General features: G+C 63.1%; 29 protein-coding genes. 11 read left to right on the top strand and 18 right to left on the bottom strand.

The window, feature by feature from the left end; all coding sequences use genetic code 11:
- Positions 1-30: 30 nt before the first annotated feature.
- Together gorA and rpiA are read right to left on the bottom strand one after the other, a co-directional pair.
- A complete protein-coding gene (gene gorA / locus F8A10_RS11660) occupies positions 31-1,431 on the bottom strand; it encodes a glutathione-disulfide reductase (protein WP_152367403.1) in 1,401 nt (466 codons plus the stop codon).
- Entirely contained in the window at positions 1,428-2,153 is a 726-nt protein-coding gene (gene rpiA / locus F8A10_RS11665; protein WP_085502430.1) for a ribose-5-phosphate isomerase RpiA, read from the bottom strand. Before rpiA ends, gorA begins: the two co-directional genes overlap by 4 nt.
- Positions 2,154-2,304: 151 nt before the next feature.
- On the opposite strand from rpiA, the gene F8A10_RS11670 reads away from it, so the two are divergent.
- From F8A10_RS11670 to F8A10_RS11680, 3 genes are read left to right on the top strand one after another with little or no spacing between them, the layout of a single operon-like run.
- Positions 2,305-3,453 (top strand): bifunctional 2-C-methyl-D-erythritol 4-phosphate cytidylyltransferase/2-C-methyl-D-erythritol 2,4-cyclodiphosphate synthase, encoded by a 1,149-nt coding sequence (locus F8A10_RS11670; RefSeq protein WP_152367404.1) that lies wholly within the window; start codon positions 2,305-2,307, stop codon positions 3,451-3,453.
- Entirely contained in the window at positions 3,450-3,947 is a 498-nt protein-coding gene (locus F8A10_RS11675; RefSeq protein ID WP_010396197.1) for a phosphatidylglycerophosphatase A family protein, read from the top strand. The genes F8A10_RS11670 and F8A10_RS11675 overlap by 4 nt, the downstream gene beginning before the upstream one ends.
- A complete protein-coding gene (locus tag F8A10_RS11680) occupies positions 3,944-4,426 on the top strand; it encodes a CinA family protein (protein ID WP_152367405.1) in 483 nt (160 codons plus the stop codon). Before F8A10_RS11675 ends, F8A10_RS11680 begins: the two co-directional genes overlap by 4 nt.
- Here the strand turns inward: F8A10_RS11680 and F8A10_RS11685 are convergent.
- From F8A10_RS11685 to F8A10_RS11730, 10 genes are all read right to left on the bottom strand, one after another.
- On the bottom strand, positions 4,423-5,466 hold the full coding sequence (locus tag F8A10_RS11685; protein WP_085502433.1) for a threonine aldolase family protein: 1,044 nt from the start codon (positions 5,464-5,466) through the stop codon (positions 4,423-4,425). The two genes, F8A10_RS11680 and F8A10_RS11685, sit on opposite strands and share 4 nt — an antisense overlap.
- The gene (locus F8A10_RS11690; protein WP_010396202.1) at positions 5,463-5,903 is read right to left on the bottom strand and encodes a YcgN family cysteine cluster protein; all 441 of its coding nucleotides are present in this window, start codon (positions 5,901-5,903) and stop codon (positions 5,463-5,465) included. The genes F8A10_RS11685 and F8A10_RS11690 overlap by 4 nt, the downstream gene beginning before the upstream one ends.
- A complete protein-coding gene (locus tag F8A10_RS11695) occupies positions 5,903-6,832 on the bottom strand; it encodes a bifunctional riboflavin kinase/FAD synthetase (RefSeq protein WP_010396204.1) in 930 nt (309 codons plus the stop codon). Before F8A10_RS11695 ends, F8A10_RS11690 begins: the two co-directional genes overlap by 1 nt.
- Positions 6,833-6,866: 34 nt before the next feature.
- Positions 6,867-7,310 (bottom strand): MaoC family dehydratase, encoded by a 444-nt coding sequence (locus F8A10_RS11700; protein ID WP_010396206.1) that lies wholly within the window; start codon positions 7,308-7,310, stop codon positions 6,867-6,869.
- 104 nt (positions 7,311-7,414) lie between these two features.
- On the bottom strand, positions 7,415-8,284 hold the full coding sequence (locus F8A10_RS11705) for a TIGR01459 family HAD-type hydrolase (protein ID WP_010396209.1): 870 nt from the start codon (positions 8,282-8,284) through the stop codon (positions 7,415-7,417).
- 18 nt (positions 8,285-8,302) lie between these two features.
- Positions 8,303-9,223, bottom strand: coding sequence for a manganese-dependent inorganic pyrophosphatase (locus F8A10_RS11710; RefSeq protein WP_152367406.1), 921 nt, complete (start codon positions 9,221-9,223; stop codon positions 8,303-8,305).
- Between the two features lie 66 nt (positions 9,224-9,289).
- Positions 9,290-9,931 carry a DUF1345 domain-containing protein gene (locus F8A10_RS11715; RefSeq protein ID WP_152367407.1) on the bottom strand — a complete coding sequence of 214 codons (642 nt, stop codon included), beginning with the start codon at positions 9,929-9,931 and terminating at the stop codon, positions 9,290-9,292.
- On the bottom strand, positions 9,931-10,266 hold the full coding sequence (locus F8A10_RS11720) for a DUF4440 domain-containing protein (RefSeq protein WP_010396215.1): 336 nt from the start codon (positions 10,264-10,266) through the stop codon (positions 9,931-9,933). Before F8A10_RS11720 ends, F8A10_RS11715 begins: the two co-directional genes overlap by 1 nt.
- The gene (locus F8A10_RS11725; protein WP_010396217.1) at positions 10,256-11,299 is read right to left on the bottom strand and encodes a TraB/GumN family protein; all 1,044 of its coding nucleotides are present in this window, start codon (positions 11,297-11,299) and stop codon (positions 10,256-10,258) included. The genes F8A10_RS11720 and F8A10_RS11725 overlap by 11 nt, the downstream gene beginning before the upstream one ends.
- A 27-nt stretch (positions 11,300-11,326) precedes the next feature.
- Positions 11,327-12,661, bottom strand: a complete 1,335-nt coding sequence (locus tag F8A10_RS11730) for a glycosyltransferase family 4 protein (RefSeq protein WP_010396219.1) — start codon at positions 12,659-12,661, stop codon at positions 11,327-11,329.
- 197 nt (positions 12,662-12,858) lie between these two features.
- Between F8A10_RS11730 and groES the strand changes: the two genes are divergently transcribed.
- Positions 12,859-13,146: a co-chaperone GroES gene (gene groES, locus F8A10_RS11735; protein WP_010396222.1), complete on the top strand. Its 288-nt coding sequence runs from the start codon at positions 12,859-12,861 to the stop codon at positions 13,144-13,146.
- A 38-nt stretch (positions 13,147-13,184) separates the two neighbouring features.
- The gene (gene groL, locus F8A10_RS11740; protein WP_010396224.1) at positions 13,185-14,822 is read left to right on the top strand and encodes a chaperonin GroEL; all 1,638 of its coding nucleotides are present in this window, start codon (positions 13,185-13,187) and stop codon (positions 14,820-14,822) included.
- 636 nt (positions 14,823-15,458) lie between these two features.
- Here groL and F8A10_RS11745 read toward each other — a convergent pair.
- From F8A10_RS11745 to F8A10_RS11755, 3 genes are all read right to left on the bottom strand, one after another.
- Positions 15,459-15,686, bottom strand: coding sequence for a hypothetical protein (locus tag F8A10_RS11745; RefSeq protein ID WP_010396230.1), 228 nt, complete (start codon positions 15,684-15,686; stop codon positions 15,459-15,461).
- Between the two features lie 54 nt (positions 15,687-15,740).
- Positions 15,741-15,947, bottom strand: a complete 207-nt coding sequence (locus F8A10_RS11750; RefSeq protein WP_010396232.1) for a cold-shock protein — start codon at positions 15,945-15,947, stop codon at positions 15,741-15,743.
- 181 nt (positions 15,948-16,128) lie between these two features.
- Positions 16,129-17,949 (bottom strand): ABC-F family ATP-binding cassette domain-containing protein, encoded by a 1,821-nt coding sequence (locus tag F8A10_RS11755; RefSeq protein WP_152367408.1) that lies wholly within the window; start codon positions 17,947-17,949, stop codon positions 16,129-16,131.
- A gap of 155 nt (positions 17,950-18,104) precedes the next feature.
- On the opposite strand from F8A10_RS11755, the gene aqpZ reads away from it, so the two are divergent.
- From aqpZ to recR, 5 genes are all read left to right on the top strand, one after another.
- On the top strand, positions 18,105-18,791 hold the full coding sequence (gene aqpZ / locus F8A10_RS11760) for an aquaporin Z (protein WP_010396240.1): 687 nt from the start codon (positions 18,105-18,107) through the stop codon (positions 18,789-18,791).
- A 174-nt stretch (positions 18,792-18,965) separates the two neighbouring features.
- Positions 18,966-19,262 (top strand): DUF2218 domain-containing protein, encoded by a 297-nt coding sequence (locus F8A10_RS11765; protein WP_152367409.1) that lies wholly within the window; start codon positions 18,966-18,968, stop codon positions 19,260-19,262.
- A 59-nt stretch (positions 19,263-19,321) separates the two neighbouring features.
- Positions 19,322-21,097 carry a DNA polymerase III subunit gamma/tau gene (locus F8A10_RS11770; protein WP_010396247.1) on the top strand — a complete coding sequence of 592 codons (1,776 nt, stop codon included), beginning with the start codon at positions 19,322-19,324 and terminating at the stop codon, positions 21,095-21,097.
- A 3-nt stretch (positions 21,098-21,100) separates the two neighbouring features.
- Complete coding sequence (locus tag F8A10_RS11775; RefSeq protein ID WP_010396248.1) at positions 21,101-21,445, top strand: YbaB/EbfC family nucleoid-associated protein; 345 nt, start codon at positions 21,101-21,103, stop codon at positions 21,443-21,445.
- A gap of 3 nt (positions 21,446-21,448) precedes the next feature.
- Positions 21,449-22,051 carry a recombination mediator RecR gene (gene recR, locus F8A10_RS11780; RefSeq protein WP_010396250.1) on the top strand — a complete coding sequence of 201 codons (603 nt, stop codon included), beginning with the start codon at positions 21,449-21,451 and terminating at the stop codon, positions 22,049-22,051.
- A 108-nt stretch (positions 22,052-22,159) separates the two neighbouring features.
- Here the strand turns inward: recR and F8A10_RS11785 are convergent, their stop codons facing one another.
- Positions 22,160-22,606: an Hsp20 family protein gene (locus tag F8A10_RS11785; protein WP_010396253.1), complete on the bottom strand. Its 447-nt coding sequence runs from the start codon at positions 22,604-22,606 to the stop codon at positions 22,160-22,162.
- Between the two features lie 187 nt (positions 22,607-22,793).
- Positions 22,794-23,036, bottom strand: coding sequence for a YdcH family protein (locus tag F8A10_RS11790; protein WP_010396255.1), 243 nt, complete (start codon positions 23,034-23,036; stop codon positions 22,794-22,796).
- A gap of 90 nt (positions 23,037-23,126) precedes the next feature.
- Here F8A10_RS11790 and F8A10_RS11795 point away from each other — a divergent pair, with 90 nt between their 5' ends.
- Positions 23,127-23,879 carry a DUF599 domain-containing protein gene (locus F8A10_RS11795; protein ID WP_010396257.1) on the top strand — a complete coding sequence of 251 codons (753 nt, stop codon included), beginning with the start codon at positions 23,127-23,129 and terminating at the stop codon, positions 23,877-23,879.
- Here the strand turns inward: F8A10_RS11795 and F8A10_RS11800 are convergent.
- On the bottom strand, positions 23,790-24,986 hold the full coding sequence (locus F8A10_RS11800; RefSeq protein WP_010396260.1) for an MFS transporter: 1,197 nt from the start codon (positions 24,984-24,986) through the stop codon (positions 23,790-23,792). The genes F8A10_RS11795 and F8A10_RS11800 overlap by 90 nt on opposite strands.
- Between the last annotated feature and the right edge of the window lie 6 nt (positions 24,987-24,992).

Here is a 24,992-nt window from a genome sequence, read left to right on the forward strand (position 1 = left end):
TGGTTGAAACTGGTGCCTTGGGCCGAAAAATCAAGCCGATGCGGCAGGTTTGTCAGTCTTTTCCACCCCGACCCGGCGCGAGGGTTTGCGCATGGTCACAAGCTCTTCGGCAAGTGTCGGGTGCACGGCGATGGCTGCGTCAAAGTCGGCCTTGGTCGCGCCCATGCCCATCGGCACCGCAACCATCTGGATCATCTCGCCGGCTTCGGGGCCAAAGATGTGACAGCCAAGCACCCGGTCGGTTTCGGCATCGACGATCAGCTTCATCACCGCCCGCGCATCCGACCCCGCAAACAGTGAACGCATTGGCCGGAAGCTAGCGACATAGATGTCAGCGGGGCCGATGGCCGCGGCCTCTTCCTCGGTCACACCTATGGTCGCCAGCTCATGCGGGCGGGTATAGACGGCGCTGGCTACCAGCCGGTGATCCACCTTGCGGGGACGCGCACCAAAGACCGTATCAGCAAAGCTGTGCCCTTCGCGGATCGCCACCGGGGTCAGATTCACGCGGTCGGTCACATCGCCCACGGCATAGATCGAGGGGACCGAGCTTTGCGACCATTCGTCCACAACGATTTCGCCTTTGCGACCAAGGCGGACGCCAGCCTCTTCGAGCCCAAGCCCCTTGGTATAGGGTGCGCGACCGGTCGCAAACATCACTGCGTCAAAGACCTCGCTGCTGCCGTCCTCGAAACCGACGCGGACGGCCGCACCTTCGCGATCCAGTCGCGCCGGATTGGTGTTCAGCCGCACGTCGATGCCGACGGTACGCAGCTGTTCGGTGACATGGCGGCGCATCTCATCGTCAAAGCCGCGCAGGACCGCATCGCCGCGATAGGCAAGGACGGTCGCGCTGCCAAGACCCTGCAGGATGGTGGCGAATTCGCAGGCGATAAAACCGCCCCCCACCACCAGCACCCGACCCGGAAGCCGATCAAGCGTGAACAGATCGTCCGAGATCAGCCCCAGCTCTTTGCCCGGAATATCGGGACGCTGCGGCCGGCCGCCTACGGCAATAAGGATATGTTTGGCGGTCAGGCGCTGACCGTCCGCCAGTTCGACCGTATGCGCATCATGCAGCCTTGCCCGCTGCATATGAACCTCGACCCCTGCATTCGACAGGCCCGAGGAATATGCGCCCTCCAGCCGGTCCAGTTCGCGTTCAAGCTTGCCGTGAAAGCTGGTCCAGTCAAAGCTGCCCTCGCCAGCACTCTGCCAGCCATAGCCGCGCGATTCTGTCGCTGCGGCGCCGGCTTGCGAGGCAAAGATCATCAGCTTTTTCGGCACACAGCCGCGAATGACGCAGGTACCGCCCATGCGGCTTTCTTCAGCCAGCCCCACCCGGGCACCGTATTCGCCCGCCGCGATGCGCGCTGCGCGCACCCCGCCCGAGCCGCCGCCGATAACGAAAAGGTCGTAATCGAATTTCATTCCTTGTCCTCACGCCGCAGTGTGACCACCGAACCATCAGGCCGGCCGATGATCGCCAGTTGGCAGATATTCAGGAAAAGCCCGTGTTCAACCACTCCGGCAATTGCCGAAAGTTCGGCCGCCAGTGCCTCAGGGTCGGGAATGGCCTCAAGCGCGAGGTCAAGGATCAGATTGCCCTCATCCGTGCGCAAAGGTTCTTCACCGCGTTTGCGCAACAGGATCGGGCGCGGCCAAAGCGAAAGCCGTTCAAGCGCACGCTGGATCAGGGTGCGCGTCGCCTGCCAGCCAAAGGGAATCACCTCGACCGGAAGATGAAACTGGCCCAGTTGCTCGACAACCTTGTTCTGGTCAGCGATCACCACCATGCGGTTGGACGCGGTGGCGACGATCTTTTCGCGCAGATGCGCAGCACCGCCGCCCTTGATCAGGTTCAGATCGGGATCAACCTCATCCGCCCCGTCGATGGTCAGATCAAGCCAGCCGATCTCATCCAGCTCTTCGACTTGCAGGCCAAGGCTGGTCGCCTGCTCGGCCGTCGCTTTCGAGGTGGCGGCGCATCGCAGCGAAAACCCCTCGGCTTTTACCCGTTCGGCCAACCGGCGCACAAAGACTGCGGCGGTCGAGCCGGTCCCAAGCCCAAGCCGCATCCCCGGCTCGACCAGTGCCACGGCGGCCCGGGCGGCAGCATCCTTGGAAAGATCGGCAATCGAGGGATCGGTCATCGGCAATTGTCCTTGGCAGAGGTTCACGCTTGGCGTCCTTATACGCAGAACTCTGGGCGTGGGCCACACTTGCTGCACCCCAAAAGGCGCGACGAAAAGCCCGACGGTCGGCGATTGCCTCGCGCGGGCGGCTGACCTAAAGCTGGCCAACATGACGATACCCGCCACATATGCCGCCATCATCACCGCCGCTGGCCGCGGCACCCGCGCCGGGGACGGTCCGCCCAAGCAATGGCGCCGCCTTGCCGGACAAAGCGTTATCGCGCGCAGCATCGCCGCCTTTTCCGGCTTTTCGCGCATCGTCGTGACCCTAGCGCCCGAGGATATGGCGCAAGGTGTGGCCGAGCTTGCCGGACCAGTGGTGCTGGTCGCGGGCGGTGCCACCCGATCCGAAAGCGTGCGCGCCGCACTGGAAAGCCTTGAGGGCAGCGGCGTGACCCATGTGCTGATCCATGACGGCGCCCGGCCGCTTGTCTCAGCCCCGGTGATCAAGGCGGTGGTCGCTGCGCTTGAATCTGGCGCCCCGGCTGCCGCCCCGGCCCTGCCCGTCACCGATGCGCTGTGGCGCGCTGAGAAAGGCCATGTCACCGGCACCGCCAGCCGCGAGGGATTGTTTCGCGCCCAGACCCCGCAGGGTTTCGCGCTTGATGCAATTCTTGCTGCCCATCGCGCCCATCCTGAAGGTGCGGCGGATGATGTGGAACTGGCGATCCGCGCCGGTCTGCCTGTTACCGTGACGCCGGGCGATGACGATAATCTGAAACTCACCTGGCCCGAGGATTTTGCCCGGGCCGAACGTATCTTGGGGGACGGAATGGACATTCGCCTTGGCAACGGGTTCGACGTACATGCCTTTATCGGGGGCGATCACGTCTGGCTGTGCGGGGTGAAAATCCCGCATGACAAAGCGTTGCTTGGCCATTCGGATGCCGATGTGGGGATGCATGCGCTGACCGACGCGATCTATGGCGCATTGGCCCAAGGCGATATCGGGCGGCATTTCCCGCCCTCGGACCCGCAATGGAAAGGGGCCGAGAGCCATATCTTTCTGCGCCATGCCGCAATGCTGGCGCGCCAGATGGGCTATGAGATTTCTAACGTCGACGTGACGCTGATCTGCGAACGGCCCAAGGTCGGCCCTCACGCCGGGGCGATGATGCTGCGCCTGTCCGAGATCATCGGAATCGAGGCCCATCGGGTCAGCGTCAAGGCCACCACCTCGGAGCGGCTGGGCTTTACCGGGCGCGAGGAAGGCATCGCCGCCATTGCCACCGCCACGCTGATCAAGGGCGCGCCATGAAGCATCTGATCGCAACTTTCTTTGGCATCGGCCATCTGCGCCCCGCGCCCGGCACCTGGGGTTCCGCCGCGGCAGTGGTGCTGGGCGTCGCGGCCTATGAGCTGATCCACCCGATGCTGATCCCGGCGGGCTTTGCTCTTGCAACCCTGCTGGGCTTTTGGGCCTTGCCCGCCGTCCTTGCGCAAAGCGCCGACGGCGACCCGTCGGAGGTGGTGATTGACGAGGTTGCCGGCCAATGGCTGGCGATGTGCTTTACAGTGATCCCGCTTGCGCGGCACGGGGTTTCGATCCTTGATGCATGGCCGGGGTTTGTCGTGCCCTTCCTGCTGTTTCGCCTTTTTGACATATGGAAACCGTGGCTGGTCGGACGTGCCGACCGGCGTGGCGGCACCGTCGGGGTAATGCTGGATGACCTGTGGGCCGGGTTGTTTGCCGGGCTGGTTTCGGTCATCCTTGCCGGGATTTATCATGCGGTGCTGGAGCCGATGTTGTGACCGACCCTGCCCCTGTCGATCCTGCCGATGTTCTTGAGCTTGCCCGCCGGCGAAGGGTGATGATCGCCACTGCCGAAAGCTGCACCGGCGGGCTGATCGCCGGGCGACTGACCGATGTGCCGGGGGCGTCGGATGCGGTGGATCGGGGCTTTGTCACCTATTCCAACGCCGCCAAGATCGAGATGCTGGGCATCCGCCCCGAGACGCTTGCCGTCCATGGAGCGGTCAGCGAAGAAATCGCTGCCGAGATGGCGGCGGGCGCGCTGGCCCGCTCTCAGGCCGGGGTCGCGGTCGCCGTCACCGGGATTGCCGGGCCGGGAGGGTCCGAGCATAAGCCCGAGGGCCGGGTCTGCTTTGGCATCGCCGATGCACAGGGCGTGCGGACCGAAACGGTCGAATTTGGCCCGCGCGGCCGCGATGCCGTACGCGCCGCCACGGTCCGCCATGCGCTGGCGCTGCTTAGCGCTGCGCTTTCCTAGGCCAGCACCTGCAGGGCGGCACTGACGTCCTCGGGGCGCGTATCCCAGCCACAGACCAGACGGATCGAGACCGGCTCATCGGCCAGGGCGCTCTGGGTGTGCGGCCACAGGTGATATGCAATCCCGCTGGCGCGGGCGCGGTCATGCAGCTCTGCCGGAATGGTGGCAAAGACGGCGTTGCTTTCGACGCGCTGGTCGATGCTGACACCGGGCAGACGCGCCAGCCCCAGAGCCAGCTCACTGGCCATGGCATTGGCGTGACGGGCCAGATCCAGCCACAGATCGCCCTCCAGCCAGGCGAGCATCTGCGCCCCCAGATAACGGTGCTTCGAGATCAGCGCCCCGGCACGTTTGCGGCGAAATTCGAACTCTTCGGACCGGGCGGGGTCAAAGATCAGCACTGCCTCGACTGCCATACAGCCGTTCTTGGTACCACCGAGTGAGAGGATATCGACCCCTGCCCTCCAGGTCAGATCAGCGGGCGAAACATCAAGCGCGGCCAATGCATTGGCAAACCGCGCCCCGTCCATATGCACGCCCAGACCTTTGGCGTGGGCGACGGCGGTCAGCGCCTCGACCTCGGCCGGGGAATAGACCGTTCCCCATTCGGTGGCGTTGGTCAGGGTCAGCGCCGCGTTCTCTCCGGCATGAACGGCATCGCGACCATGAACATGCAGCGTTTCGGAAAGCGACTCGGGCGTCATCTTGCCGCCCGTCCCCGGAACAGGCACCAGCTTGGCACCCGCGGTAAAGAACTCGGGCGCGCCGGTTTCGCTGGTCTGCACATGGGCATCGGGATGGCAAAAGATCTTGCCCCAGCCCGGCGACAGCATCGACAGCGCCAGCGCATTGGCAGCCGTGCCTGTGGTCACGAAATGAACCGCCGCGTCGGGGGCGTCAAAAAGCTCGCGTAGCCGATCCTGAGCCGCCAGCGTCACGCTGTCCTGACCGTAGGATGGCACATGGCCTTCGTTTGCAGCAGCCAGCGCCGCCATGATGCGGGGATGGACGCCGCCCGCATTGTCCGAGGCAAAATTCATGCCAGATCCTCGATGATATGTTCGTCCCAGTCGTCTTCGGTCACCGTCAGTTCGCTGACCGTCCAGCCGCGCACCGATGCCCCGGCAAGATGGACCGATTCGGGATCGCCCGAGATAAGATAGTGCCAGTCGTAAAGCGGCTTGCCCTCGGCCCGCAGCCGATAGGCACAGGTCGCGGGCAGCCACCAGGCGATCTCGGCCAGCTTCTTGGGGGTCAGGACCACGCAATCGGGCACATAGTCATGGCGGTTCGGATAGCTCATGCAGCGGCAGGTCTCGCCATCCAGCAGCCGGCAGGCGACGCGAGTGAACGCCAGTTCGCCCGTGTCCTCATATTCGATCTTGTTAAGGCAGCATTTGCCGCACCCGTCGCACAGCGCCTCCCACTCCTCGGAATCGAGGGAATCAAGGGGCTGCTCCCAGAACCGCGGGCGCATCAGCGCGTCGCCAGGATCTCGCGCGCCTGGGCACTGTCGCGGTCCATTTGCGCGATCAGCGCCTCAAGACTGTCAAACTTTGCCTCGGGGCGCAGATATTCAACCAGCGCGACCGACAGGTGCTGACCATAAAGATCAGCCGCGAAATCAAAGAGATGAACTTCCAGATTGGGCCGGTTTTGACCAAACATGGGCCGCACGCCAAGGCTTGCCACGCCTTTGTAACTGCCGCGATCAGCCCCGGTCAGCACATCGACCAGCACAGCGTAAATGCCAAGTGCAGGCAGGTGCAGCCCGTCCACCGCCATATTGGCGGTCGGATAGCCAAGGTCACGGCCGCGCTTGTCGCCATGCAGCACCTCGCCGTCGATACGGTGCCAATGGCCAAGCATACGCTCGGCATCGCGGGTGCGGCCGGCGGCCAGCGCCTTGCGGATCTCGGTCGAGCTGTATTCGACCTCGCCATTGCCGATCAGCGGCGCCACGGTGACCCCAAAACCAAGCTCTTGCCCCAGTTGTGTCAGGGTCTGGGCGTTGCCCGAACGTTGGCGGCCAAAGCAGAAATCCTCACCGACGGTGACATGGCGCACGCCAAGGCCCTGTACCAGTACCTCACGCGCAAAAGCCTCGGGCGACAGACCGGCCAGAACGGCGTCAAAGGGCAGCTGATACAGATGTTCGACCCCCAGCCGCGCCAGCCGGTTCGCCCGCGATTCCGCGTTCATCAGCCGGAATGGCGCGGCGTCGGGAAAGAAGAATTCGCGCGGATGCGGCTCAAAGGTGATGATGCCCAGGGGCGCATCGCAGGCGGCACGAGCCGCGTCGATAACCGAGCGATGCCCCAGATGAACGCCGTCGAAATTGCCCATGGCGACAGTCGCCCCGCGGGCATCGAGCGGCAGAGCTTTCCAGTCGTTATGGATGCGCAATCAGGCCCCCGCCGGGCCGGCGACCGGCCCTGTCTCAGTCGAATTTGCGGCTTGGCGCCAGAACGACCGCCTCGCCTTTCAGGACGACCGTATCACCGACAAGGCAGCGGGTTGCAAGGGTCACGCGGCGCTTTGCGTGATCGATTGCCTCAACCGACACCTCGGCGCGGACCAGATCACCCGGCCGGACCGGCGCCATGAACTTAAGCGTCTGGCCCAGATAGACCGTGCCATGACCGGGCAATTGCTCACCAATCACGGCCGAGATCAGGCCAGCAGTCAGCATCCCGTGTGCGATGCGGCCCTGAAAGATCGTGTCCCGGGCATAGGAATCGTCCAGATGCACCGGATTTCGGTCGGTCGAGATCTGGGCGAACATCTCGATATCCTCGTCGGTGACTACCTTCTGCAGGTAGCGCATCATCCCGACTTCAAGATCCTCGATGACGATCGTGCCGCGCGGAAGGTTGTCCAGCATCATTCAATGCTCCCGATGAGTGGCTGTATGCTGCATAGCAGCAACGCACCGGGCGCGCAAGAAAATAACGCTCGGCCACAAAAAGAGGACCGATTATTACCCGCTCAGCGCAGCCTGCCGATGCTATAGGTCGGATCCTGCGCGCGCAGGGCCAGCCATTCCTGCAGCCGCGCAGGCTCGGGGTTTTCGACATCGGGGCCAAACTGATCAAAAGCAAGGCCGCCGGTCACGAACAGCGCATCCAGCCCCTCACCCACGGCGCCCGAGATATCGGTCGCGATTCCGTCCCCGATCACAAGGATCCTGGCCCTGTCGTCCAGTCCGAGCCTGCGCCGAGCAAGGTCGTAGATCGGTGGATGCGGCTTGCCGAAATACAGCGAGGTGCCGCCCAGATCTTCGTAAAGCTCGGCCAGTGCACCGGCGCAGTAAAGCCGCTTTTCGCCCAGATCGACCACTACATCAGGGTTGGCGCAAAGCAGCTTGAGCCCGCGTTCGCGCGCCAGCATCAGCCGGGCGCGATAATCGTCAGGTACCTCAGTCAGATCATCAAAAAGGCCGCAGCAGACGATGCCTTCGGCCTTGTCCAGCTCGACCCTCTGGATCGGAGGGGCGTCGCGCCATTCCTCGGGGATATCGGTGAAAAACCCCTCGTCCTTGGGCTGAGAGATGGCCCAGACGCGACGGCCGACAGCGCCGGCAAACATCGCATCCTGTGCCGCATCGCCCGAGGTGACGATCATGTCCCATGCATCGCGGGGCACGCCCATACCGTCCAGCTGCTCGGCCACGTATTTGCGCGGCCGCGGCGCATTGGTCATCAGGACCACCCGCCCGCCCCTGGCGCGAAAGCCCTGCAAGGCGGCGACGGCGGCCGGATAGGCCTCAACGCCGTTGTGCAGGCACCCCCAAAGATCGCAGAACAGGACATCGTAATTCAGTGCGATCTCGTCGAGCGCGCGGATGATCTGGGTCATGAAAACGGCCTTTTGGGGTCAGACGGCCAGAGCCGGAATGATCTGTTTTTTGCGCGACATGACGCCGGGCAGCACGACGGTATCGCCGGTCACGGTGGCGCCAAAGCTTTTTTCAGCGACCCGTCTGACAAAATCGTTCGGGACCAGCAGCGTCGCCTCTTCGTTCAGGATATCGACGACGAAAAGCAGCACCTCATCCGCACCATCCGCGGCGGCAACGCTGGGCATGGCGGCCATCAGCGCGGCCTTGCGATCCAGCAGCACCTGGGGCGCAGTGGTTTCCAGCACCGAAACGCGCAGCTGCCTGCCACCCAGTTCATATTCCTTGCTGTCCATGCGCAGCAGCGCCTCGTCGGTAAAGGCCGACACATCCGACTTGGCTGCAAACATCTCGGCCGCATATTCGGGGATCGGGATACCAAGGTCCTTGGCCAGTTTCTCGGCCACAAAACGGTCGTGCGGCGTGGTGGTCGGGCTGCGGAATTCAAGCGTGTCCGACAGGATGCAGGTCAGCATCGCGCCTTTGATTGCACGCGGTGCACGGGCCAGATCCTCGTCGCCGATCAGGTCATGCATGATCGTCGCGGTGCAGGCCAGCGGACGGATGGTGATATTGATCGGCAGGCGGGTGCGGATGCCGCCGGCCAGCAGGTGGTGGTCGATGATTTCGATCACATCGGCCTCGGCCAGCGAATCGGGCAGTTCGGCGGGGTTGTTGGTGTCCACGATCACGCATTGATCGCCAGCCGCGACGTCCGGGATGATCTCGGGCTTATCAAGATTCCATTTCGACAGCATCCAGGCGGCCTCGGTGTTCGGCTCGCCCTGCAACACCGGCTTGGCCGGGGTTTTGCGCACTTCGTTCAGATACCACGCCCAGATGATGGGCGAGCCGGTCGAGTCGGTGTCGGGAGCTTTGTGGCCGAAAACCTTGATCATGGGGGTCCCCTGCAAATTGGGCGGAAAATTCGCCGGGATTATAGGGGCGCGGGCCGGTAATGTCTATCAACCCGGCACAACCGCAGCATTGACCGCCAGCGCCAGCAGCACCGTATTGTAAAAGAACGAAAAGACCGAGTGAAACAGCGTCACCCGTCGCATTCGGGTGCTTAGCGCCGTTACATCCGCGGTCTGCGCTGCCATCCCCAGGGTAAAGCTGTAATAAAGAAAGTCCCAGATATCCGCGTCGCCCTGTGGCGCAAGGCCGGGAAAACCAAGATCGCGCGCCTCGGTCCCGTGGGGGCCGCGCCCATACCAAAGCCGTGCATAGTGAAAGCCCATGACCGTATGGACCATCAGCCAGCCCAGCGGAACCGAGGCAAGCGCCAGTGCCGGACGCAGTGCGAGCCCCGCGTGGGGAGCACGGATGGTCATCAGGATCGCGACCAGGCTGATCGCCACTGTCCCGATTGCCAGCGGAACGATCAGCACCATACCTTCATCATCACTATCGGCCTGATGGCGCATGGCCCGCGCGTCGATGCCACGCATCAGCAACCCGGTCAGCACCAGATAAGTCGTGCAAAACAGGACCGAAAAGATCAGCAGCCGGTCGACGATCTGTAACCGGTACAACCCCAGACCTGCTGCCAGCCCCAGCGCAAAGCTAAACAGAAAACGCCGGTGACGGCGCAGGTCCTGCAGCATCACACCGGCGTTTGCTGGTGTTGCAGGATGCGCCAGTCGCCAGCGCGCTGGATCCAGGTGGTGGTGCAGAAGGCGCGATATGTGTCAGCCCCCGCGCGGCGGGCGGTAGCGTGATAGGCAAGCACGCAGACATCATCGGTCTCGATACTGGCCCGTTCGGTCATCGTGATCTCCTGCCAGCGCGGCGCGGCCTGCAACGCGGCAATCGCCGCCGTGCGGTCAAGGATGCCGGTCCGGGGAAATGCCATCAGGCAAGAGGTGTCAAGCTTGCGCCCCGCCTCGGCCACGCCCGCCAGCCAGAATTCGCGCTCTTCGCGCCAAAGCTCATCCGCCATCGCCAATCCCCTCCACCCTGATCGGGCTGATTTTCCAGCCACGGCTTTCCAGCAGGCGCAGCACGCCCTTTTCGCCGGGCAGATGCAGGGCGCCGAAACCGGCGACGACGCCCTTGCCCTGTTCGGCGGCTGCCGCCGCGGCCTTTTCAAGCGGTTCAATCCAGCGGGCGTTGCGCTGGTTCAACATCCTGTCCTGCGCCATCTCTGTCTGGGCGTCCACCTCGGCCCGGGACAGGCCCGAGTTGTAATAGGCGTTAAAGCGCGAGAACTCCAGAATCAGCCAGCCGTTCTCTGCAAAATAGGTCTCGGTCATGGTCACGGTATAGTCGTCGGCATGTTCGGCGGCGGGCATACCAGCGCGGATCATGTCCTCTTCCTCGCGCGGGGTCATGCCCTCGAACACGGTGAACAGGGCGTTCCAGGGTTCCAGCGCCTGCACCGGGACATCGGCCGCCTCGGCCTTTCGGATCAGCAGCCGGTCCAGCCCGTCCAGACCGTCGCCGTCTTGCATCATCCGTTGCATGCAGGGCGACACCCCAAGCATGACCGCGACATACCAGGGCCGCATCCGGCTGGCGTTGACGGGCGGTACGCCCCGCTTTTCCAGCGCCGAGGACAGTGCCTGCCACTCATCCTCGCTCAGCCGCTCGGGCAGGGTCGGCCCTTCGGCGTTGACAAGCAGCGCCACATCCGACGAGAGGGCCTTGGTCAGCAGGGCCTCTTCCTCGGGACCGGCCTCGACCAGCAGTTTGGCTGCGGCCCCGATCTCGGGGGTGAAGTGCCGCAAGATCAGGTCGTGGCGCGGATCGGGAAAGTGATAGGTGCCGATCAGGGTGATGCGCTGATCACCTTTTTCCGCGCGCCAGAACAGACCATGCGCATAGGGTACCCCCTCGACCGCCGCCTGCATCTCGGCCATCCGCTCGGGCGGCAACTGGTCAAAGAGGTTTTGCCCGACGCATTCCTGTGCCGCTGCCGGCAGGGCCAGTGTTGCGGCGACAAAAAGGGCGGTCAAGGTCGGCTTCAGGCGCATGCGTTCGGTTCCCGTATCGTCTGGGGATCAGCATGGCATGGGTGCAGATGCGATGCCAGTCCGGCCGGGCGGTGGCAGTTCCTGTGGCAGCGGCGTTCCGGCCAGAACAGCGCGCCAGATCCGTTCGACCTGCGCGGCCTTGGCGTCCCATGTAAAGTCGCGCATTACCCGTGCCTGCGCCCTTGCGGCCATGCCGGGCAGGACCGAAGGATCAGCAGCAATGGCCTGCAACTGCCGGCGTAATTCTGCGACCAGCTCGGCCCGGCTTCCCATGGGGATGCGCAAGCCGGTCGCATCATCGACAAGCTCACCCGGCCCGGCGTAATCGGCCACCACGGGAACGACGCCAAGCGCCATCGCCTCAAGGACGACGCCGCCCCCGAATTCGCGCACTGAGGGAAAGACCAGCAATTGCGCCCGGGCTGCGACGCCCTGAACCTCTTCATGCGCCAGCCAGCCGTGAAAGCGGACCGCCTGCCCTGCGCCTTCGCGCGCGACAAGATCGCGCAGCGCACCGGCCTGCGGCCCGTCGCCAACGATGTCGAGCACCAGCTTTCCGGCCCGCAGCAGAGGCAATGCTGCCTCGATCGCCATATCCGCGCCCTTGTAGGGCACGAGCCGGCCAATGAAGCAACCCCGCAGCGGCAGGGTACCCGGTTGCGGGGCAGTCAGGCTGAAACGCGTCGGGTCGATGGCGTTTTCGGGCAGCCAGACTGCTTTGCTGTGATGGCGTGCAGGAATCTCGTTGCGGGTGTGAAGCGAGCCGCAGATGATCGCCGAGGCATCGCGCAGCATCGCCCCCCTGCCCGGCAACGCCCGATAAGCACCCCGAACGTAAGAGAGCCATTCTTTCTCGCGTCGTCTTTCGCTGTCGAAACCTTTGGGCCATGGCACGCCGCCGTTCAGCGGGCCAAGGACAAAGGGCACGCCAGCCTGACGGCAACGCGGGGCAAGCAGACTGTTTGCCGTCGGCGTCAGCGGCGTCACGCGGTGCACGATGTCATATGCGCCGGCGCGGATCTGTGGGCCAAAAGCGCGCCAGACCAGCCGTTCAAAATAGCCATAGCCAAGGGTCGAGATGGCGGTCTTTATCGTCCAGCCGACGCCCTTGCCCATGCTTAGCCGTTCGGCCAGCCGCCACATCGGCGCGGCCAGTTTCTCGCTGTCGATGGCGGTAAAATCCCGCCCCTCGATCAGGCCGGCGCGCAGGATGGCCTCTCGGTTGCGGACCTGAGTGACGATATGGACATCGGCGACGCGGCGCAGCGCATTGGCCAAAGACCAGCCGACCAGCGGCACCGAAACCCATTCGGGGTTGGCCGCTTCGGCGATGACAAGGGCCTTGAGACGCCGTTCCACCATCTTATCCGCCCGAACTGCTTTTCCTTGGGCGTAGCCATGGGGCGGAAACTCCGTCAAGCGGATTTCCAAGTAAAATTTTCCGATGGCAGACCGTTGACAGCTCTGGATTGCCAGCCTAGATGGGCGGCATTGGCACTCACCACAAGCGAGTGCCAACAGCCGCAACACTGCAACCTGAAACACCGGAGTGTTCTACAATGGCTTTCAAACCGCTGCACGACCGCGTTCTGGTCCGTCGCGTCCAGTCAGACGAAAAGACCAAAGGCGGCCTGATCATCCCCGACAGCGCAAAAGAGAAACCGGCCGAAGGTGAGGTCATCGCCGTTGGCGAGGGCGCGCGCAAAGATTCGGGCGAGCTGATCACCCCTGCGGTCAAGGCTGGTGATCGTGTCCTCTTCGGCAAATGGTCGGGCACCGAAGTTACGATCGATGGCGAAGAGCTGCTGATCATGAAGGAAAGCGACATCCTGGGCATCATCGGCTGATCGTCCATTTACGCTAACCCATTCAAGGAGCACCTCAAATGGCTGCGAAAGAAGTCAAATTCAACACCGACGCCCGCGACCGCATGCTGAAAGGCGTGAACATCCTCGCCGATGCCGTCAAGGTGACGCTGGGCCCCAAAGGCCGCAATGTCGTGATCGACAAATCCTTCGGCGCCCCGCGCATCACCAAGGACGGTGTTTCGGTCGCCAAGGAAATCGAACTGGCTGACAAGTTCGAAAATATGGGCGCGCAAATGGTCCGCGAAGTCGCTTCGCGCACCAATGACGAAGCGGGTGACGGCACCACCACCGCGACCGTTCTGGCCCAGGCCATCGTCCGTGAAGGCATGAAGGCGGTTGCCGCCGGCATGAACCCGATGGATCTGAAGCGCGGTATTGATCTGGCCACCGCCAAAGTCGTCGAATCCATCAAAGCCGCTGCCCGTCCGGTCAACGATTCGTCCGAAGTCGCCCAGGTCGGCACCATCTCGGCCAACGGTGAAGCCACCATCGGCCAGCAAATCGCCGAAGCCATGCAGCGCGTTGGCAACGAGGGTGTGATCACCGTCGAAGAAAACAAAGGCATGGAAACCGAGGTTGACGTCGTCGAAGGCATGCAGTTCGACCGCGGCTACCTGTCGCCCTATTTCGTGACCAACGCCGACAAGATGGTTGCAGAGCTGGAAGACGCCTACATCCTGCTGCACGAGAAAAAACTCTCGTCGCTGCAGCCGATGGTCCCGCTGCTCGAATCGGTCATCCAGACCCAAAAGCCGCTGCTGATCGTGGCCGAAGACGTCGAGGGCGAGGCTCTGGCCACCCTGGTCGTCAACAAGCTGCGCGGCGGTCTGAAAATCGCTGCCGTCAAGGCTCCGGGCTTTGGTGATCGCCGCAAGGCCATGCTGCAGGACATCGCGATCCTGACCGGCGGTCAGGTGATCTCGGAAGACCTGGGCATGAAGCTTGAGAATGTCACCATCGACATGCTGGGCCGTGCGAAAAAGATCTCGATCAACAAAGACAACACCACCATCGTTGATGGCGCTGGTGACAAGAGCGAGATCGAAGCCCGCGTCAGCCAGATCCGTCAGCAGATCGAAGAAACCACCTCGGACTACGACCGCGAAAAACTGCAAGAGCGCGTGGCCAAACTGGCCGGCGGCGTTGCTGTCATCAAAGTCGGCGGCTTGACCGAGGTCGAGGTCAAAGAGCGTAAGGACCGCGTCGATGACGCTCTGAACGCGACCCGCGCTGCGGTTCAGGAAGGCATCGTTGTCGGTGGCGGCGTTGCTCTGGTTCAGGGTGCCAAGTCGCTGGAGGGTCTGACGGGTGCGAACGCCGATCAGAACGCCGGTATCACCATCATCCGCCGCGCCCTGGAAGCGCCGCTGCGCCAGATCGCCGAAAACGCAGGCGTCGACGGTGCTGTGGTTGCCGGCAAAGTGCGCGACTCGAACGACAAGAGCTTTGGCTTTAACGCTCAGACCGAAGAATATGGCGACATGTTCAAGTTCGGCGTTATCGACCCGGCGAAAGTCGTTCGTACCGCGCTGGAAGACGCCGCCTCGGTCGCTGGTCTGCTGATCACCACCGAAGCGATGATTGCCGAGAAGCCCGAGCCGAAGTCTGCGGCTCCGGCCATGGGCGGCATGGGCGGCATGGACGGGATGATGTAATCACCCGCCTCGCCGATCCGGCAAGGAAAAGGCCGCTCCGTCCGGGGCGGCCTGTTTCATTTGGAACTGGAGGTAGCAATCCGAGCACAGCGATCTGCGAGGCATTCGCTCGTCGCTTCGGCCCCGCCTGTTCTGCTGTCGCATTAACCCTCGCAGATCGCGGCCCTTATTTGATAGTTTGCGGCTAGGAAGATCGGTTCACTTGGTGAGTACGACTTTTGCCGATATGGGCGTCACAGCTGTTTTGCCCATCAAAAAGCCGCCCCCAGTCGGAGGGCGGCTGCGGCTTAACGGAAAGGGCGGTTGCCCCCTGCACGCGCGATTTAAAGCTGCGCGGACCTTTTGTCCTCACCGTCATCATCAGCGGCGATGACCGGGATTACCCCCTGTTTGCTGTCGAACATGATTGCCAGACGGCGTCTGTCTCGTTGTTTTTGCGCGACCTTTCTGCGCGGCGCGCGTCTGCTCTGTGTCTTGGCCATTCTTTTTCTCTTTTCTTTGTTGAATGACGGGCAGTCCTTTCCCTTTTGTCCCGACACTTCGGGGCATTATGGCAAAGCGACTGCATGGGCACACGGGTGCCAGCTTAGGCAAAATGTGTGCTTGCGACCCGGTTCTGAAATCGGCGCAAAGCGCCTATTTCTTTTTACGGGCTTTGGAGGCCAGCGTGCCTTTGGCGGCTTCAGCGGCTTCCTTGGCTAATCTGGCGGCTCGTAGCGTGGCGGTCAACTCCTGCCGACGCTGGGTCTGCTCTTCGATGATCAGCTTGGCTTCTGCGGTGGTACGATCCAGCGCGGTCAAAGGTGCCGGAGCGCGAAAGATTCGATTCAACCTGTCGGTTTTACTGTCGGTCTTGCCTGACATGTGGGCCTCCTTATGATTGGTCCGGCCCGAAACGGGCCGGACCATAGGCCACGATCAGGCCAGCGCGAGGTTGCGCGCCGACTGACGGCCATCGCGGCCGGTTTCGATGTCGAAGGTCACAGCCTGACCATCATCGATGTGATGGATGTTTGCACGTTCGAGCGCCGAGATGTGCAGGAACACGTCCTTGCCGCCATCTGCCGGGGCGATAAAGCCGAAACCTTTGGTGCTGTTGAACCATTTCACGGTGCCATTGGCCATCGTGATGTCTCCTGAATATTAATGTCGCCCGCGACATGCGGCGACCCGGCTCAGTCAGATCGAAACACAGTCTGAAGCCGGAAAGGAGACAGGAATGCGGAAGAAATAACCTAGCCCTTTTAACATGGGCCCCCTTGCAGCAGGTTGCAAGGGGCTATGCATTATTTTCTGGGCCGGGCGGCTATTCCTGATCGCGTTCTGCGAGCGCCAGCCACTCCTCTTCGGCCTTGGCCAGCGCCTGTTGGCGCTCGGCCAGACCTTCGCTTGCTTTGGCGAATTTCTCAGGCGCGGTCTGGAACAGATCGGGCTGGGCAAGGAACTCGCCAAGCTTGCCGATCTCGGCCTCAAGCCGTTCGATGATGGCTGGCAGGGCCTCTAGCCGCTTTTTTTCGCTAAAGCTCAGCCCCGAGCGTTTCGCTGCGGGTTTGGTTGCGGGCTTTTCGGCTGCAGGTGCCGGGGCGGTTTTCCTGGGCTGGGGCGTGGGCGTCTCACTTTCGGGACGCTGCGCACGATAGTCCGACCAGCCGCCGGGATAGATCACCGCACGGCCATCTCCCTCCATCGCCACGGTGGTCGTGGCAACTCGGTCGATAAAATCGCGGTCGTGGCTGACAAGCAGAACCGTGCCGTCATATTCGCCCAGCAGGTCCTGCAAGAGGTCCAGCGTCTCGACATCCAGGTCGTTCGTCGGTTCGTCCAGAACCAGCAGGTTCGAAGGATGCGCCATGATCCGCGCCAGCAGCAGCCGCGCCTTTTCCCCACCCGACAGGCTGCCGACCGGCGCGCGCGCCTGCGCATCGTCAAAAAGGAAATCCTTGAGATAGGCGACGACATGGCGTGGATTGCCGCGCACCATCACCTGATCCGACCGGCCCGAAACCCGCATTGACGGATCCCCCGCCAGCGCATCCCACAGCGTTACGCTGTCGTCGATGGCCGCGCGGGCCTGATCAAACACGGCGATTTCCAGATTGGTGCCGTGCCGGATTTCGCCGCTGTCGGTCGGAATTTCGCCGGTCAGCATCTTGATCAGCGTTGTCTTGCCCGCGCCATTCGGACCAACAAAAGCCACGCGGTCGCCACGCAACACCCGCAGGTCAAAGGGTTTGAGGATCACCCGCTCACCAAAGGCTTTCGAGATGCCCTTGGCGTCGATCACCCGTTTGCCCGATTGCTGGCCAGCGTCCAGCTCCATCGCCGCTGTGCCCTGCCGGCGGATCTGGCTGGCGCGTTCCTCGCGCAGCGCGGCAAGGGCGCGCAGCCGACCCTGGTTGCGCTTGCGCCGGGCGCTGATGCCCTCGACCGCCCAGCGGGCCTCGGCCCTGATCTTGCGGTCAAGTTTGTGACGGGCCTCATCTTCGGCGGTCCAGACAGTCTCGCGCCAATCCTCGAAATGCTCAAAACCCTTGTCCTGACGGCGTACCTCACCCCGGTCGATCCATAGCGTCGCGCGGGTCAGCGCCCTGAGAAAGGCGCGGTCGTGCGAGATCAGCACGAAAGCTGCCCTGGTCGTCGAAAGCTGCTCTTCCAGCCAGCCGATCGCCTCGATATCCAGATGGTTCGTCGGCTCATCCAGCAGCATCAGATCGGGCGCCTGCGCCAGCATCCTTGCCAGGGCCGCCCGCCGCCGTTCGCCACCCGACGCGGTCGCGACCGGGCGGTCAGGATCGAATTTCAACCCCTCGGCCGCCATTTCGACCCGGTAACCCTCACCCTCGTCCAGACCAGCGCGGGCAAAATCACCAAGCGTTGCAAAGCCCGAAAGGTCGGGGTCCTGCTCCATATAGCCGACCTGAGTGCCGGCGGGGGTGATGACCTCACCGCTGTCAGGCTCGACCAGCCCGGCCATGACTTTCATCAGCGTGGACTTGCCCGAGCCATTGCGCCCGACTAGCGCCAGCCGGTCGCCCTGCTGGACGGTCATGTTCAGCTCGCTGAACACGGGATTGCCCCCGAAGGTCAGCGAAATATCGGTGAGTTGCAAAAGAGGAGCGCGTGCCATGGCCCGCAGATAGGCCGCCCCCGCGCGGCGGTCAACGGGGCGCGTGGTGACCCAGCGTTCCTTGCCGATTTTCTGGCCGCGCTACTACAAAATATTGACAATCCAGACCGCCGGTGGACGCTGGATTCATTCTTAAGCTGAAAAATAGGTTTCAAATGCAGAAAAAACTTCTGGCCGAGGCTATCGGTACTTTCTGGCTTGTTTTCGGTGGTTGCGGCAGCGCGGTTCTTGCAGCGGCCTTCCCCGGGCTTGGTATCGGTTTTACTGGTGTTTCCCTGGCCTTTGGCCTTACCGTCCTGACCATGGCCTATGCCGTGGGCGGCATTTCGGGCGGTCACTTCAACCCGGCCGTTTCGGTCGGCCTGACGGTTGCCGGTCGCTTTCCGGCGGCCAGTCTGCTGCCCTATATCATCGCGCAGCTCGTTGGCGCGATCCTTGCGGCGGCTGTTCTTTACCTGATCGCCTCGGGTAAGGCGGACGTGGATCTGGGTGGTTTTGCTGCGAACGGTTACGGTGAGCACTCGCCGGGCGGTTATGGCACGCTTTCGGCCCTGCTGATCGAAATCGTGCTGACAGCGGGCTTCCTGATCGTGATCCTTGGCGCGACTCACGGCCGCGTTCCGGCAGGCTTTGCCCCGATCGCTATCGGTCTGGCGCTGACGCTGATCCACCTGATCTCGATCCCGGTGACCAATACTTCGGTAAACCCTGCACGCTCGACCAGCCAGGCGATCTTTGCCGGGGGCTGGGCGCTGCAACAGCTGTGGCTGTTCTGGGTCGCGCCGATCGTAGGGGCCGTGATCGGCGCCCTGCTGTGGAAAGGCGTGGGCGAACAGAACTGACGCCTCTGCCTGCGGGCATCGGCCTGCGCATGCTCCGAAACCGGGGCATGCTGCGGCGATTGGACATTGCGGCCTTGCACCCTTATTCATGGGATCAGGCCGATGCCCCGCATCATTCACACCGTCCTTTGCCAGCCATCGCCAGCCGGACCGATCACAAGACAGGAAAGCCCCATGTCCCAGCCGATCATCCAGTCCCGCTGCAGCGTTGCGACCACCAACGGCAGCCGCTATCTGCAACAGCTGTGCAAACACTGGGCACATAAGTTCGAGGTCGAGTTCGACGCCGAACGCGGCCGCATTACCATGCCCGAAGATCGTGTCGTGATATTGACCGCCACGCCCCAGACGCTTGAGATCCGGCTGGACGCGCCCGGGGACACGACCGAACACATGCGGCATATCGTGGATAGTCACATTGCCCGCTTTGCCTTTCGTGAAGAGCTGAGCTTTGACTGGCAAACCGCGTAAGGGCGGTTGCCGCGCCCTGCCCGCACCGTTAATCTGCGGCGGTCAGAGAAGGCCGAGGCATGAGCGTAAGCGAACGGAATTATCAGGTATTGGCGCGGAAATACCGCCCCGAAACCTTCGCCGATCTGGTCGGCCAGGATGCGATGGTGCGGACGCTGAAGAACGCCTTTGCCGCCGATCGCATCGCGCAGGCCTTTATCATGACCGGCATCCGTGGCACCGGCAAAACGACCACCGCCCGCATCATTGCCAAGGGGCTGAACTGTATCGGCCCTGATGGTCAGGGCGGCCCGACGACCGAACCATGCGGCACCTGCGAACATTGCGTGGCGATCTCTGAGGGTCGCCATGTCGACGTGATGGAGATGGACGCCGCCTCGCGGACTGGCGTCAGCGACATCCGCGAAATCATCGAATCGGTGCACTATCGCGCGGCTTCGGCGCGCTACAAGATCTATATCATCGACGAAGTGCATATGCTCTCGACCAGCGCCTTCAACGCGCTGCTCAAAACGCTGGAAGAGCCGCCGCCGCATGTGAAATTCATCTTTGCCACGACAGAAATCCGCAAGGTTCCGGTGACGGTTCTGTCGCGCTGTCAGCGTTTTGACCTGCGCCGGATCGAGCCCGAGGTGATGATCGCGCTTTTGCGCAAGATCGCCGGGCGCGAGGGGGCAGAGATCACCGATGACGCGCTGGCGCTGATCACCCGCGCGGCCGAGGGTTCGGCCCGGGACGCGACCAGCCTGCTTGATCAGGCGATCAGCCATGGCGCCGGCGAAACCACCGCTGCGCAGGTTCGCGCCATGCTGGGGCTGGCCGACCGTGGGCGGGTACTTGACCTCTTTGACATGATCCTGCGCGGCGCTGCAGCCGAGGCTTTGGCCGAGTTGCAGGCCCAATACGCCGATGGCGCCGATCCGCTCGCCATCCTGCGCGATTTGGCCGAGATCACGCATTGGGTCTCGATCGTAAAAATCACCCCCGAGGCGCTTGAGGACCCGACCGTCGGCCCTGATGAACGCGCGCGGGGCCAGCAGATCGCTCAAAAAGTGCCGATGCGGGTGCTGACGCGACTGTGGCAGATGCTACTGAAGGCGCTGGAAGAGGTCGGAAATGCGCCGAATGCGATGATGGCCGCTGAAATGGCGATCATCCGCCTGACCCATGTCGCCGACCTGCCCGACCCCGAGGCGCTGATCCGCAAGGTGCAGGCCAGTGCCGCTGCGGGCGAGTTCAACCGCAGCGCCCCCCCTTCCGCGCAGCGCAGCGAGGGTCCGCGGGCCGCCGCACCGCGAGCGCCGATTGCGGTGCAGCAAAACGGCAGCGCCACCGCGCTGGCAGTTTCGCCTGATGCGCTGGCGGGGTTCCCGGATTTTCAGTCTGTGGTCGAGCTGATCCGCCGTATGCGCGACATGAAGCTGCTTCTCGATGTCGAGGATCACCTCCGTCTCGTGCGCTATTCTCCGGGCCGGATCGAGTTTCAGCCGACCGATAACGCGCCGCGCGACTTTGCCCAGCGTCTGGCCGAACGGCTGCGCGGCTGGACGGGCGGGCAACGCTGGGCGGTCATCGTGACCTCTGATCCCGGCCAGCCCACAATCAGCGAGGCGCGCGCCGCACGCGAGGCCGAGGCCCGCGCCCGCGCCATGGATAACCCGGTGGTGCAGGCTATCTTTGCGTCTTTTCCCAGCGCAAAGATCACCAATGTCCGACCCGCTCCGGCCCCCGAGACGGTTGAAATGACCGCGGGCGAGGATAGATCACCACATGAGCTGACCGAAGGCCCTGTGGCCGAGGTCGAGGAATGGGACCCCTTCGAGGACGAGGATTAAGCGATGTTCAAGGGCCTTGGCGGCATGGGCGATCTGTCGAAAATGATGGAAGCGGCCCAGCAAATGCAGACCAGAATGACCGAGATGCAAGAGGGGCTGAACCGCCTGACCGTTACCGGCGAGGCCGGGGCAGGTATGGTCAAGGCAACCGCCACCGCTAAGGGTGAACTGACGGGCCTCGATATCGACCCTTCCATCTTCAAGGCCGAGGACAAGGAAGTGGTTGAGGACCTGATCCTGGCGGCAATCAAGGACGCGCAGCGCCGCGCGCAGGACAAGGCGGCCGAAGAAATGGCGCGGCTGACCCGCGAACTCGGCTTGCCCGCCGACATGAAGATGCCGTTCTGACCCATGCCGCCCGCCTCCGGCGACGAGATCGAAACCCTGATCGCCACGATGGCGCGTCTGCCGGGACTTGGGCCGCGGTCCGCTCGGCGCATCGTGCTGCACCTGATCCGCCGCCGCGCGGGGCAAATGGTCCAGCTTGCCACGCTGATGGCCTCCGTGGCGGAAACTGCCCGTGAATGTCTTGTCTGCGGCAATGTCACGCAATCCGATATCTGCCCGATTTGCCAGGACCCGGCCCGTGCTACCGGCGAAATCTGCGTCGTGACCGAGGTCGCCGATCTTTGGGCGCTCGAACGTGGCCGGGCCTTCCACGGCCGCTATCATGTACTGGGAGGCAGCCTCTCAGCACTGGATGAAATCGGCCCCGAGGACCTGCGCATCCCCCGACTGATCCAGCGCATCACCGAGGAAAATATCACCGAGGTGATCCTCGCCCTCTCAGCCACGGTCGAGGGCCAGACCACGGCCCATTACATCGCCGAGGCGCTTGCTCCAACCGGTGTCGCGGTCACCGGACTTGCCCAAGGCGTGCCGATCGGCGGTGAGCTCGACTACCTCGACGACGGCACCATCACCGCTGCGTTACGCGCCCGCCGCAAGCTCTGAATCAGAAAGACGCAGCCACAGCCACGCCCATTCTCTTCGATCAGCTTCTTTCGTGCCGAAATATCCCGGGGGTGCGGGGGCAGAGCCCCCGCGCGGATCAACCAGGTGTCAGGCGTCCAGCTTTTCGATGCTGGTGCCTTGCTTGGCGATCTCAATGCGACGCGGTTTCAGCGCCTCGGGCACTTCGCGGACCAGATCAATGTTCAGCATACCGTCTGCGTGGCTGGCACCTTCGACGCGCACATGATCGGCCAGCGTAAAGCGGCGCTCAAAGGCCCGGGTGGCGATGCCGCGATGCAGGAAAGTGCGGTTTTCATCCTCGGCGGCCTTGCGGCCCGAGACGATGACGGCGCCGTCCCTGACCTCGACATTCAGGTCATCGGCGGAAAAACCGGCAACGGCCAGCGAAATGCAATAAGAGTTTTCGCCGGTCTTTTCGATATTATAGGGTGGGTAGCTGGCGATATCGGCCGACAGAGCCCGGTCCATTACATCAACCATACGATCGAAACCGACTGTGGCACGATAAAGCGGGGTCAGATCAAAATTGCGCATCTTTCGCATCCTTCTTCAAGCGATACAAAGCCTTGCCCCCCGAAGCCGGGCGGGCGGTACTGCCGGCGCCTTTGGGCCCTCCGACAGGAATTCAGATAGGAATGCGAATTTTGGGTTTCAAGCCCACCGGCAAAGCGGCACGGTCAAAGGAGGCAGCGCCACCCTGCCCGCCCCGAAATTCAAGGCCTTAGCCCCGCGCAGTGGCAAGCATGCGGGCGATCTCATCCTTCAGCGCGGTGCGCTTGCGGCGCAGCTCGGCTTCGGCCTCTTCAGACATCGGCGTCTGGCGGCTTTCAGCACCGGCGACCTCGTCATTAACGGCGTCATAATCTTCAAGCAGGCGGGCAAAGCGGCTGTCCGATACCTTCAGCCGGTGGATCAGCGTCCCGTCTTCGGGAAATTCCTCGTGGATGGCGTGAGGTGCTGCCATTTCGTTTACTCCCAAACAAGGATAACCAGATTCCCGATAGACGCCGAAGCGTCGGCAGGCAACATGAGATCCAAGAGGTAAAAGCGCGCCATGGACCCGGACACCACCTTGCTCGGCCCCCTGTCTCTGGCTGATCTCGCCGCCCTTGGCTGGCTGTTTCTGGCTTGGTTTTCCATAGGTTGGGCGACCGAGCACCCGCCAAGGGACCACCCTTCGGTCACCGTATTGATGAAAGCCCATCGCCGTGAATGGATGCGACAATTCATCACACGAAACCCACGCATCTTTGACAGCGCAATCCTGACCACGCTGCGCGAAGGCACGGCCTTCTTTGCCTCGGCCTGCCTTATCGCAATCGGTGGCGGTCTGGCACTGATCGGCAATACCGACCAACTGGCAGGCGTGGCCCGGCAGTTTGATCTGGGCCACATCCCGGCGCTGAAATGGGAAATCAAGATCGTCGTTGCGCTGTTCTTTGTCGCCAATGCACTGCTGCGCTTTATCTGGTCGCACCGGCTTTTCGGTTATTGTGCGATCATCATGGCCTCGGTCCCCAATGAGCCCGAGGACCCGCGCGCCCTTCCTTTGGCCATGCAGGCGGCCGATATCAATATCACCGCGGCGAAAAGCTTTAACTCGGGGCTGCGCTGCGTCTATTTCTCGCTTGCAGCACTTGGCTGGCTGGCCGGGCCCCTTGGGCTTTTCCTGTCCACGGTCTATGTGCTTTTCATCTCGTGGCGGCGCGAGTTCGCCTCACGTTCTCGCAGGGCGATCATGAAGCACGTCCCCGGAGAGACGCGCCTGCCGCCAGGCGAGCCAAAGCGCGAGGATACCGGCCCCTGACAGGCCAACCGCCACCAGCCCCGAAGACCGCCAGCCCCAGCCAGCCGCCAGAGCCAGACCGGCCAGCCATGGCCCCAGCGCGTTGGCAGCGTTGAAGGCGGCATGGTTCATGGCAGCCGCCATGCTTTGCGCTTCGCCCGCGACATCCATCAGCCGGGTTTGCAAGGGCACGACCATGCCCGAGCCAAGGCCAAGAACGAAAGAAGACAGCAGCATCAGCCGCCAGTCCCCGACTGCGAATGAGGCAAAGGCCTGCGTTATCGCCATGAACAGCATCAGGCGCAGCGCGGCACCCCAGGTGCCATAGCGCATCGTCAGCCGCGCGGCGCGGATACTGCCAAGCGTGCCGCCGATGCCAAAGGCCGAAAGCGTTGCCGGCACCGCCCATCCCGGCGGCTGGGTCGTCGCAAGCATTGCTGCCGAAAGATAAGAATAGACCGCGAAAAGCCCGCCAAAGCCGATTGCGCCGACCAGCAGGATCAGCATGACCGCCGGATTTCGCAGCGCCTTAAGCTCTGCGAAAGGCTGCGCGTTCTTGGGCGCCCCGACCCGGGGGGCAAGACGCAGGATCAGCCAGCCAGCAAGCAGCGCCAGAACACCGGGCAGAGCAAAGCCCCAGCGCCAGCCCAGCCCCTGCCCCAGAATCCCGGCCAGCGGCACCCCGGCGATATTGGCGACCGTCAGGCCCAGCAGTACCTGCGTCACGCCTTTGGCCCGCTGTTCGCGCGGCAGAGCATCGGCGGCAAAAAGCATCGCCACGCCCAGAAAGCCACCATGTGGCAGACCGGCAAGGAAACGGGTGATGACCAGCGTGCCATAACCGGGCAGGATCGCCGCCAGCAGGTTCATCACCCCATAGATCGCGATCAGCGCCGCAAGATAGCGCCGTCGCGGCAGCCGCGCCCCAAGGATAGAGGTCACCGGTGCGCCAACGACCACCCCCAGAGCATAGGCCGAAACAACGTGACCCGCCTGCGGCTCAGAAATGGCAAGGTCGCTTGCATACCATGGCAACAGACCCATGGCGGCGAATTCCGAGGTGCCGATAGCAAATGCACCAAGGGCAAGAGAAAGAATCGCAAGTTTCAGGTTTGGCTGCGGCGGCATGACGGC

This window comes from Paracoccus kondratievae (assembly GCF_009301415.1).
GTDB lineage: Bacteria > Pseudomonadota > Alphaproteobacteria > Rhodobacterales > Rhodobacteraceae > Paracoccus > Paracoccus kondratievae.